The organism is Limnohabitans sp. (assembly GCF_044361985.1).
Lineage (GTDB): Bacteria > Pseudomonadota > Gammaproteobacteria > Burkholderiales > Burkholderiaceae_C > Limnohabitans_A.
Window position 1 is genome coordinate 52,407 of sequence record NZ_JBIKHV010000010.1, and the last position, 9,557, is coordinate 61,963.

Below are 9,557 nucleotides of genomic sequence, written 5' to 3' on the forward strand. Positions count from 1 at the left end.
ACATGAGCATTCAATTTCCCATGAAACGTCGCTCGATCCCTTGGTGCATGGCGGCATTGTTAGCGGCAAGCCTCAGCTTGGCGCCTTGGCAGACCCAGGCCCAATCGCGCAAGGACAGCGTGATTTTGGGCATGATTCTGGAGCCCACCAGCCTGGATCCGACCATGGCACCTGCTGCTGCCATCGGAGAAGTGGTGCACTACAACATCCTGGAAGGGCTGACCAAAATCAATGTCGATGGAACCATCAGCCCTTTGCTGGCAGAGAGCTGGAAAATGGACGCTGATGGCAAGGCCTATACCTTCAAGTTGCGCAAGGGGGTCAAGTTTCAGGACGGCACCCCTTTCGATTCTGCAGCGGTCAAGTTCAGCTTTGACCGTGCCAAAGACCCTAAAAGCACCAACAAGGCCAAAGGGGCCGTCTTCAACAACATCAGCCACATCGCTACCCCTGATGCACACACGGTGGTCCTGGTGCTGAACAACCCCGACGGCAACTTCTTGTTCAGAATGGGTGAAAACACAGCGGTTATTTTGCACCCTGACAGTGCCGGCAGTGCCGCCACCAAACCCATTGGCACGGGCCCCTACAAGCTCGACAACTGGGCCAAAGGCACGGCGGTGACTTTGTCCAAATGGGATGGCTTTCGCGATGCCAACGCCATCAAGTTAAAGAAGGTCACCTTCCGTTTCATCAATGATTCCGCGGCCCAGGTGGCCGCCTTGTTGGCAGGTGACATTGATGGCATGCCCCGGTTTCAATCCCCGCAGAGCCTCAAGCAGTTCCAGGCCGATAAGCGTTTCGTGGTGGAGATGGGCAGCACGGCAGGCAAAGGCATCATGACCATCAACAACCGCAAAAAACCTTTTGACGATGTGCGTGTGCGCCGTGCCCTCTCGCATGCTGTTGATAAAAAAGCGTTCATTGACGGCGTATTTGAAGGTCTCGCAAAACCCATTGGCAGCCACATGGCGCCCACCGATGCGGGTTATGTGGAATTGAGTGGCTTGTATGCCTACGATCCCGAAAAAGCGAAAGCCCTGCTGAAGGAAGCAGGCGTCCAGACCCCCTTGAATGTCACATTGACCTTGCCGCCACCCCCCTATGCGCGCAAGGGGGGCGAGATCCTGGCGGCGCAACTGGCCAAGGTCGGCATCGTGGCCAAGATCGAAAACGTGGAGTGGGCCCAGTGGTTGGGGGGCACTTTCAAGGGCAACTTTGACCTCACGGTCATCAACCATGTGGAGCCGCTGGACTACATGAACTATGCCAATGCACAGTATTACTGGGGCTATGACAGCAAGGCCTTTCGTGATCTGGCGGCCAAGCACTCGTCCACCACGGCAGCCAAAGAAAGAACCCAGCTGTTTGGCGATATGCAACGCATGATCGCCAAGGATGCTGTGAACGTGTTTTTGTTCAATGCTTCCAATACGGCCGTCTACCGCAAAGGCCTGAAAGGCCTGTGGTCAAGCTCGCCAATTTTTGCAAACGACATGGCCGCGGCGTCCTGGCAATAAATCAGGAGCGGTTCAAACTGCCTCGAAAAGCTTGCTATAATTGCGCCCATGTTGCGGCTGTAGCTCAGTTGGATAGAGTACTTGGCTACGAACCAAGGGGTCGTGGGTTCAATTCCTGCCAGCCGCACCAAAAATCAGAAAGCCCACAACGAAAGTTGTGGGCTTTTTCTATTTTTGGCAAGCACAATTCACAAGCCGAATTCACACGTCAGACCCCCCCGAGCCTGCAAAGCCATCTTTCCAACGCACCTTTGAGCATCACGACATGAGCAAAGCATTCACCAAAGAAACGGACGATGGTGCGGAGGATGATGACCTGGCATTGCCCGCCATTCCCCCTGGTGCGCGCAACTACATGACGCCGGCAGGCTACGCCCGATTGAAGACCGAACTGTTTAGCCTGATTGATGATGAACGGCCCAAGGTGGTTGAAATCGTGCATTGGGCTGCCAGCAATGGCGATCGCTCTGAAAATGGCGATTACATCTACGGCAAAAAACGTTTACGTGAGATCGATCGGCGTATCCGGTTCCTGACCAAGCGACTGGAAGTGGCGGAAGTGGTGGACCCTTCCGTGAACCATGGCAGTGAACAGGTTTTCTTTGGCGCCACCGTCACCTATCTCGAAGCTTCGGGCACCAAGCGCACGGTCACGATCATGGGCATTGATGAAGTCGACAGCGCGCAAGCTCAGGTCAGTTGGGTCTCACCGATTGCCCGCACTTTGCTCAAATCGCGAGAAGGGGACGAGCTGAAGTTGGTCACCCCCGTTGGCGTTGTAGACATTGAGGTGTTACAAGTCCGCTACCCATCCCCCAGTTATCCCGGTTAAGCAAGTCGTGCATTCACGAGCTTGAATTGCCTTTGTTGGTTTGGCGATCCGCCAAGATAACGGAGGGTGTGCGTTTGAGTTGGCGAAGCACTTGTTCCAGATGGGCTGCATCGCGCACTGCGATCAGGAACTTCAACTCGGCCGTGTCTTGTGGCAGTTCTTGTCCCATGTCGATGTGAACAATGTCAGTCTCGCAGCTGGCCAGTGCACCAGCAACTCTGGCCAATACGCCTTTGCCATTGACCACCGTGACGTTGATGACGGTTTCAAAATTGCGCTGCAATTCATCCGACCATTCAACGCCGATGAAGCGCTCGCGGTCCTTGTGTTCAAGTTTCTTGGCGATGGCACAGTCGCGGGTGTGAACTGCGAGGCCTTCACCACGGCCCAGGTATCCCACAATATCGTCCCCTGGCAAGGGGCGGCAGCAGCGTGAATAGACCACCGATGCATTTTCGCTGCCGTCCAGTGTGATGGCGCCTTGAGAGATGGATTCGTGGGCGGTGAAACGCTCACGGGTCATCAGCAGTGCATCGGGTTTTTGGCCAAGTTCTGACAGCAAGGCGGCCAGGCGTTTGGCCACAATGGTCGCTATGCGTTTGCCCAAGCCGATGTCCATCAACAAATCTTGCTGGTTGCGGTTGCCCGTAAAGCGCAACAGTTTTTCCCACAACGCATAACCTGCGGGATCGTTGGCAGGCAGTTTGTCGATGCCTTCTGCGCGAAGCGATTGGGTGAGCAGTTTTTCGCCCAATTCCACAGACTCTGTCTGCGCCATGGTTTTGAGGTGATGGCGAATTTTGGACCGGGCTCGGCCGGTGCGCACAAAACCCAGCCAGGCCGGGTTGGGGGCAGACACCGGGGCGGTGATCACTTCGACCACGTCGCCATTTTTGAGCTCAGTACGCAGCGGCACCTGATCGCCATTGATGCGTGCGGCCATGGCGTGGTCGCCCACCCGACTGTGGATGGCATAAGCAAAGTCCACCACCGTGGCGCCCCGAGGCAAAGCCATGATCTGGCTCTTGGGCGTGAAGACATAGACCGCATCAGGAAACAGATCGACCTTAACGTGGTCCCAGAACTCGGCAGCATCGCGGGTTTCTGTTTGAATATCCAGCAAGGATTGAAGCCACTGAGTGCCCAAACGTTTTGATTGGGCACTGGCTGAAGCATGTTCTTTGTAAAGCCAATGTGCCGCCACACCCGATTCCGCCACCAGGTGCATGGCTTCGGTGCGCATCTGGAACTCGACGTTCACGCCCGATGGCCCCACCAGGGTTGTGTGCAAGGACTGGTAACCGTTGACCTTGGCGATGGCGATATGGTCTTTGAACTTGCCGGGAACGGGCTTGTAAATCTGGTGCAACCATCCCAACGCGGTGTAGCAATCGATCACCGAAGGCACGATGATCCGAAAGCCATAAATGTCGGTCACCTGGGCAAAGCTCAGGTGTTTTTCGTCCATCTTCTTGTAAATCGAATAAAGCGTTTTTTCGCGACCGCTGATGCGGACCTCCAGCTTGGCGTGAACAAAAACGGCTTCCACATCCGACTTCACTTTTTGAATCAGATCACGTCGGCGGTTGCGTGCCCGGGCCACGGCCTTGGTCAGCACCGCATAGCGCCAGGGCAGCAAGTGTTTGAAAGACAGGTCTTGCAGTTCCCTGTAAATCTGGTTCAAACCCAGGCGGTGGGCTATTGGGGCGTAAATTTCCAGGGTCTCGGAGGCAATGCGGCCCCACTTGCTGCGCGGCATGTCGGACAGGGTGCGCATGTTGTGGGTGCGATCGGCCAGCTTGATGAGGATGACTCGCACATCACGGGCCATGGCCAGCAGCATTTTGCGAAACGATTCGGCCTGGTTTTCTTCGCGGGTATTGAACTCCAGCCTGTCCAACTTGGTCAGACCATCCACCAACTCGGCCACTGGAGAGCCAAAGCGCTGGATCAGCTCGGGCTTGGTCACACCACAGTCCTCCATGGCGTCGTGCAACAAAGCCGCAGCCAGAGCCTGGGCATCCAGCTTCCATTCAGTGCACAACACAGCCACAGCGATCGGGTGGGTGATGTAGGGCTCGCCACTTTTGCGCATTTGGCCCAGGTGGGCCTCGTCGGCAAATTTATAAGCCTGGCGCACCATGGTGGTCTCGGCATCGCTCAGGTAGCCGAGCTGAGCCTCCAGCACCGCAAAGCTGGCCGCTGCCGCATTGGCCGCGGCCGGTGCCACCGCCTTGGGATGACGTGGGCTCGCTTGGGAAGGGTGGGACATGGCACTGCTCATGACATCAATGTAACGCAAGCTGTTGCAGGCACTGAGGATGGCCAAAAAAAAGCCCCATCACTGGGGCTTTTGTGGGTTCGGCAAGCGCCGAATGTGCGGCTGTTCAGGAAACGCGTTTGAGCATTTCGATGCCGACTTTGCCTGCCGCGATTTCGCGCAGAGCGGTCACGCCAGGCTTGTTCTTGCTTTCGATGCGGGGGGTGTGACCCTGGCTCAGCATGCGTGCCCGGTAAGTGGCGGCCAAAACCAGTTGGAAACGGTTCGGGATCTTTTCCAGGCAATCTTCAACAGTGATGCGGGCCATGATGTTTTCCTTGAAAATTTCTGCGCGTGACTCAAGCAATTTTGAGTGCTTGGAAGGTGTCAGGCCGTGTTCGGCGCTGGACGTGGTACTTGAGACGCTGAGCGTGAACGACCGCTTTGAGGTCAAACAGGGCTCTGTCAAAGACTTCGTTGATTATAACGAAGTCAAATTCCTTGGCCTGAGACATCTCAATGGCCGCATTTTGAAGGCGCAAATCGATGATTTCAGGGCTGTCCTCGCCACGGCGCTCCAGGCGAGAGCGCAACTCTTCCCAACTGGGCGGCAAGATGAAGATCAGCACCGCGTTGGTATACATCTTCTTGATCTGCAGCGCCCCTTGGTAATCGATTTCCAGCACCACATCGGTGCCTTGGGCCATGCGGTCCTCAATGGTCTTTTTGGAAGTTCCATAGCGCTGGCCATGCACATGGGCCCACTCGACAAATGCATCGGCCAGCACCATCGCGTCGAATTCCTGAACCGATGCAAAAAAGTATTCGCGACCGTGCTTTTCCTGACCGCGTGGGGCCCGGGTGGTGTGTGAAACAGTCGGCTGGACGCGCGAGTCCAGTTCCATCAATGCCTTGACCAGGCTGGATTTGCCAGCCCCGCTGGGAGCCGCCACGACAAAGAGGTTTCCGGGGTAATCCATGGGCAGTTTCTTTATTCGATGTTCTGGACTTGTTCACGCATTTGCTCAATCAGCACTTTCATGTCCACCGAGATGCGGGTCATTTCAAGCGCGGCCGATTTCGAGCCCAAGGTGTTGGCTTCACGGTGCAGTTCCTGGATCAAAAAGTCCAGGCGTTTACCGATGTCCCCCCCCTTTTTCAGCAAGCGCGAGATTTCTTCCAGGTGTGAGCGCAGGCGGGTCAATTCTTCAGCCACGTCAATGCGGATGGCAAAGGCCGTGGCCTCTGTCAGAGCGCGGTCCTGGGCGGCTTCGGGCAGGTGGCTTCCATCGGCCAGCGCCATGGCGTCTTTCCAGCGCTCCAAAAAACGCTGGCGCTGTTGCTCGACCAATTGTGGAACCAAGGGCACAGCTTGCTCTCCCAAGCTCAGCAGTTGGGTGATGTGCCCTTGCAGCATCTCGGTTAAGCGAGCGCCTTCACGCGCACGGGCATCGCTCAGGGCTTTGACCACCTGAGTGGCGAGTTTCAACCAGGCCGCTTCATCGGGAGCGGCCTGCCCGGAGCTGCCAGCGGTCATGCGCAGCACATCGGACACGCTCAAGGCGGGCGCATTGGGCAGCCAGTCGTGAATTTTGTCTTGCAGCGCCGCGATTTTTTGCAGGGTCTGGTGGCCGGGTGCCTGCAGTGTGGCGCCGTCGCCGGCATCCTGACTTGCACGCACTTCGACTTTGCCGCGCTTGATGTGTCGGGTGATCAGTTCGCGCAATCCAGGTTCGAGCTGCCGCAGCTCTTCAGGCAATCGAAAGCTCAGATCTAAAAAACGGCTATTGACCGAGCGGATTTCAAGCCCCAATCGCGCGGTCGGGCTGGTGCTGGCAGGGCCCTCGCCATCGGTGGCCTGCGGGCTGTGCTGCACGCTGGCATACCCGGTCATACTGTAAACTGGCATCGGTCAAATTCCTTGGAACAGCGCAGTCCTTCTTCGTTTGCAAGAATCAGGCATGAGCGCTGCATAGGGGTCGCACAGGGTGCGAACACCAAACCGTGGATTATCGCAAACTCTCTGGCTTGCCCTCAGGCTCTGCAAGCTGCCAACTTACTCTGTCTCACCATGAACACCACGACTGCCTCTTATGTCCGCTCCGGTCGCGCCCATGAAGCTTTGCGCCCCGTGCGCATCACCCGTGGCTACACCGTCCACGCAGAGGGCTCGGTCCTGATTGAATTTGGCCAGACCCGCGTGCTCTGCACCGCTTCGGTCGAAGAAAAAGTGCCGGGTCACAAAAAAGGCAGCGGCGAAGGCTGGGTGACGGCTGAATACGGCATGCTGCCCCGTGCCACACACACCCGTGGCGACCGCGAAGCTGCCCGTGGAAAGCAAAGCGGCCGCACCCAGGAAATCCAGCGCCTGATCGGACGGTCACTGCGTGCTGTGTTTGATTTGAAGAAACTGGGTGAGCGCACCATTCACCTGGATTGCGATGTGCTGCAAGCCGATGGGGGCACGCGAACCGCCAGCATCACGGGCGCTTTTGTGGCAGCGCAAGATGCCGTCAATTGGTTGATCACCACTGGCAAACTCACTGAATCCCCCATTTTGGATCGCGTAGCCGCCATTTCTGTGGGGTTGAAAAACGGCACGGCTTTGCTCGACCTTGACTACCCCGAAGACTCGGCCTGTGACACCGACATGAACGTGGTCATGACTGGCGCTGGCAACTTCGTGGAAGTGCAGGGCACGGCTGAAGGCGTGGCTTTTACCCGCGTCGAGATGGACCGCATGCTGGCGTTGGCCGAAAAAGGCATTGTGCAATTGGTGAATTTGCAAAAACGAGCGCACGACGAGCCCAAAACCCTGACTTTCAGCGCCTGAATCCGTGCGCATGAAAATCGTTCTTGCCTCCAACAATGCCGGCAAATTGGCTGAACTGCAAACCCTGTTTGCACCGCTGCACATGACACTGGTGCGGCAGTCTGAACTGAATATCCCTGAAGCCGAAGAACCCTACAAAACCTTTGTTGAAAACGCCTTGGCCAAAGCCCGCCATGCGGCACAACTCAGCGGTTTGCCCGCGCTGGCCGATGACGCTGGTCTGTGCGTGGATGCCTTTGGGGGGCAGCCGGGGGTGGACACGGCTTATTACGCCACGCGCTTTGGCTACCCGAAGGGTGACGATCAGAACGTGACGGCACTGCTCGAGCAAATGCAGGGCATCACCAACCGCCGAGCAGCCATGGTCAGCACCTTGGTGGCTTTGCGCAGCGCCGATGACCCAGAGCCCTTGATTGCCGTGGGCCGCGTGGTGGGCGAGATCACGCGCGAGCGGCAGGGCACGAACGGTTTTGGTTTTGACCCGGTCATCTACCTGCCCCAGTTTGGCAAGACCTTCGCCGAGTTGCCGGTTGAGGTAAAAAATGCCAACAGCCACCGGGGCCGGGCCGCACAGGCCATGCTGGCGCTGATGCGAGAACGCTGGCTGGACAGCCCCCAAGCATGAACCCCAGCATGGATCCGGTGCATGCCATGCGCCCTGGCTTGTTGCAGCTCAAGGCCTTGCCGCCTTTGTCGCTTTATGTGCATTTGCCCTGGTGTATCAAGAAATGTCCTTATTGCGACTTCAACTCGCACGAGTTTCGTGAAGGCGCCGATGCGCTGTCCACGCAAGACGCGTACATCAATGCCCTGTTTGCTGACCTGGAAGCCAGTCTGCCCCTGATCTGGGGCCGAAGTGTCCAAACGGTATTTTTGGGGGGCGGCACGCCCAGTCTGTTTTCGCCTGAAGCGATTGACCGACTTTTGAGCGGCATCCGGGCCCGGTTGCGGCTGGCGCCCGATGCTGAAATCACCATGGAAGCCAATCCAGGGACCTTTGAAAAAGACCGTTTCAAGGCATTTCGCCAGGCAGGCATCACACGCCTGTCCATTGGGGTGCAAAGCTTTGACAATGCACACCTCAAGGCCCTGGGCCGCGTGCACGACCGAGATCAGGCGCTGGCAGCCGTCACAGAAGCTGCGCAGGTCTTTGACACCTTCAATCTGGATCTGATGTACGCCTTGCCGGGGCAGACGCTTGAGGGCTTGTCGCAGGACATCCAGACCGCGCTGGCTTTTGCGCCACCGCACATCTCGATCTACCACCTGACGATTGAGCCCAACACGGTGTTTGCCAAGTTTCCGCCGACCTTGCCCGAAGAAGATCTGGCTTACGACATGATGGACCGCATCACCGAGTTGACCTTGGCCCAGGGCTTGGCGCGTTACGAGGTGTCTGCCTATGCCAAAGCGGGCCATCAGTGTGCCCATAACCTGAACTACTGGCAGTTTGGCGATTACCTGGGCATTGGCGCTGGGGCGCACAGCAAAATCAGTTTTGCGCACCGTGTGCTGCGACAGGTGCGTTACCGCGAACCCGCCCTGTACATGCAACAAGCCAGCAAAGGTGAACCAGTCACCCAAAGCACCGAGGTTTCTCGCCAGGACCTGCCGTTTGAGTTCATGCTCAATGCCTTGCGCTTGCGCGGCGGTTTTGCACTCGAAGATTATGTGGACCGCACAGGGCAGGCCATGACCAGCGTGCAAAAGGCTTTGCAAAAAGCCGAAACAATGGGTTTGATTGGCCGAGACTTGCACCGCGTCTGGCCGACAGAAAAGGGCTTTGATTTCTTAAGTGATTTGCAGGCGCTTTTTTTGTCTGAGACAGACTGAACCGTCGAACCAGTTGAAGCACTCAAACTTGTTTGATGTGCAGTCGGGAGAGCAGCAGTTTCAAACCGTAAAGCATCAACAAAGCGCCCAGGGTGTCACCGATGAACATGGGCCAAACACCGACCCAGAGGTTGGCGTTTGACTCTTGATGCAGCCCCCACACCAGGTGATGGGCGACCGAATTGGCGGCTGAAAAAATCAGGGTGTAATTCAGCAAGCGGTGCGTGGTCAGGGCTTGCATCAGCTGGTCTGCGCTCTTGCCTCTGCCAAGAACCTTCA

Annotated in this window: 9 protein-coding genes, 1 tRNA gene and 1 pseudogene; 6 read left to right on the forward strand and 5 right to left on the reverse strand. The window is 57.0% G+C overall.

Annotation, left to right across the window (positions count from 1 at the left end):
- Positions 1-2 precede the first annotated feature (2 nt).
- From ACIQ3A_RS03735 to greB, 3 genes are all read left to right on the forward strand, one after another.
- Positions 3-1,520 carry an ABC transporter substrate-binding protein gene (locus tag ACIQ3A_RS03735; RefSeq protein WP_396430419.1) on the forward strand — a complete coding sequence of 506 codons (1,518 nt, stop codon included), beginning with the start codon at positions 3-5 and terminating at the stop codon, positions 1,518-1,520.
- A 53-nt stretch (positions 1,521-1,573) separates the two neighbouring features.
- Positions 1,574-1,650 (forward strand) — tRNA-Arg (locus tag ACIQ3A_RS03740).
- A gap of 135 nt (positions 1,651-1,785) precedes the next feature.
- Positions 1,786-2,352, forward strand: coding sequence for a transcription elongation factor GreB (gene greB, locus ACIQ3A_RS03745; RefSeq protein WP_396430420.1), 567 nt, complete (start codon positions 1,786-1,788; stop codon positions 2,350-2,352).
- 13 nt (positions 2,353-2,365) lie between these two features.
- Here the strand turns inward: greB and ACIQ3A_RS03750 are convergent, their stop codons facing one another.
- The 4 genes from ACIQ3A_RS03750 to ACIQ3A_RS03765 all read right to left on the reverse strand — a co-directional run bounded on the left by ACIQ3A_RS03750 (position 2,366) and on the right by ACIQ3A_RS03765 (position 6,521).
- Entirely contained in the window at positions 2,366-4,624 is a 2,259-nt protein-coding gene (locus tag ACIQ3A_RS03750) for a RelA/SpoT family protein (protein WP_396430421.1), read from the reverse strand.
- Between the two features lie 115 nt (positions 4,625-4,739).
- Positions 4,740-4,940: a DNA-directed RNA polymerase subunit omega gene (gene rpoZ / locus ACIQ3A_RS03755; protein ID WP_108407279.1), complete on the reverse strand. Its 201-nt coding sequence runs from the start codon at positions 4,938-4,940 to the stop codon at positions 4,740-4,742.
- A gap of 31 nt (positions 4,941-4,971) precedes the next feature.
- Positions 4,972-5,592: a guanylate kinase gene (gene gmk, locus ACIQ3A_RS03760; protein WP_396430422.1), complete on the reverse strand. Its 621-nt coding sequence runs from the start codon at positions 5,590-5,592 to the stop codon at positions 4,972-4,974.
- Between the two features lie 11 nt (positions 5,593-5,603).
- Complete coding sequence (locus ACIQ3A_RS03765) at positions 5,604-6,521, reverse strand: YicC/YloC family endoribonuclease (RefSeq protein WP_396430423.1); 918 nt, start codon at positions 6,519-6,521, stop codon at positions 5,604-5,606.
- Positions 6,522-6,683: 162 nt separating this feature from the next.
- On the opposite strand from ACIQ3A_RS03765, the gene rph reads away from it, so the two are divergent.
- The 3 genes from rph to hemW are packed head-to-tail and all read left to right on the forward strand — an operon-like array spanning position 6,684 to position 9,278.
- Positions 6,684-7,445, forward strand: a complete 762-nt coding sequence (rph, locus tag ACIQ3A_RS03770; RefSeq protein ID WP_396430424.1) for a ribonuclease PH — start codon at positions 6,684-6,686, stop codon at positions 7,443-7,445.
- Positions 7,446-7,455: 10 nt separating this feature from the next.
- Positions 7,456-8,070 (forward strand): RdgB/HAM1 family non-canonical purine NTP pyrophosphatase, encoded by a 615-nt coding sequence (gene rdgB / locus ACIQ3A_RS03775; RefSeq protein ID WP_396430425.1) that lies wholly within the window; start codon positions 7,456-7,458, stop codon positions 8,068-8,070.
- Positions 8,067-9,278 (forward strand): radical SAM family heme chaperone HemW, encoded by a 1,212-nt coding sequence (hemW, locus tag ACIQ3A_RS03780; protein WP_396430426.1) that lies wholly within the window; start codon positions 8,067-8,069, stop codon positions 9,276-9,278. The genes rdgB and hemW overlap by 4 nt, the downstream gene beginning before the upstream one ends.
- A 22-nt stretch (positions 9,279-9,300) precedes the next feature.
- Here hemW and ACIQ3A_RS03785 read toward each other — a convergent pair.
- Positions 9,301-9,557 (reverse strand): annotated as a pseudogene (locus ACIQ3A_RS03785) (hypothetical protein); the annotation flags it as partial.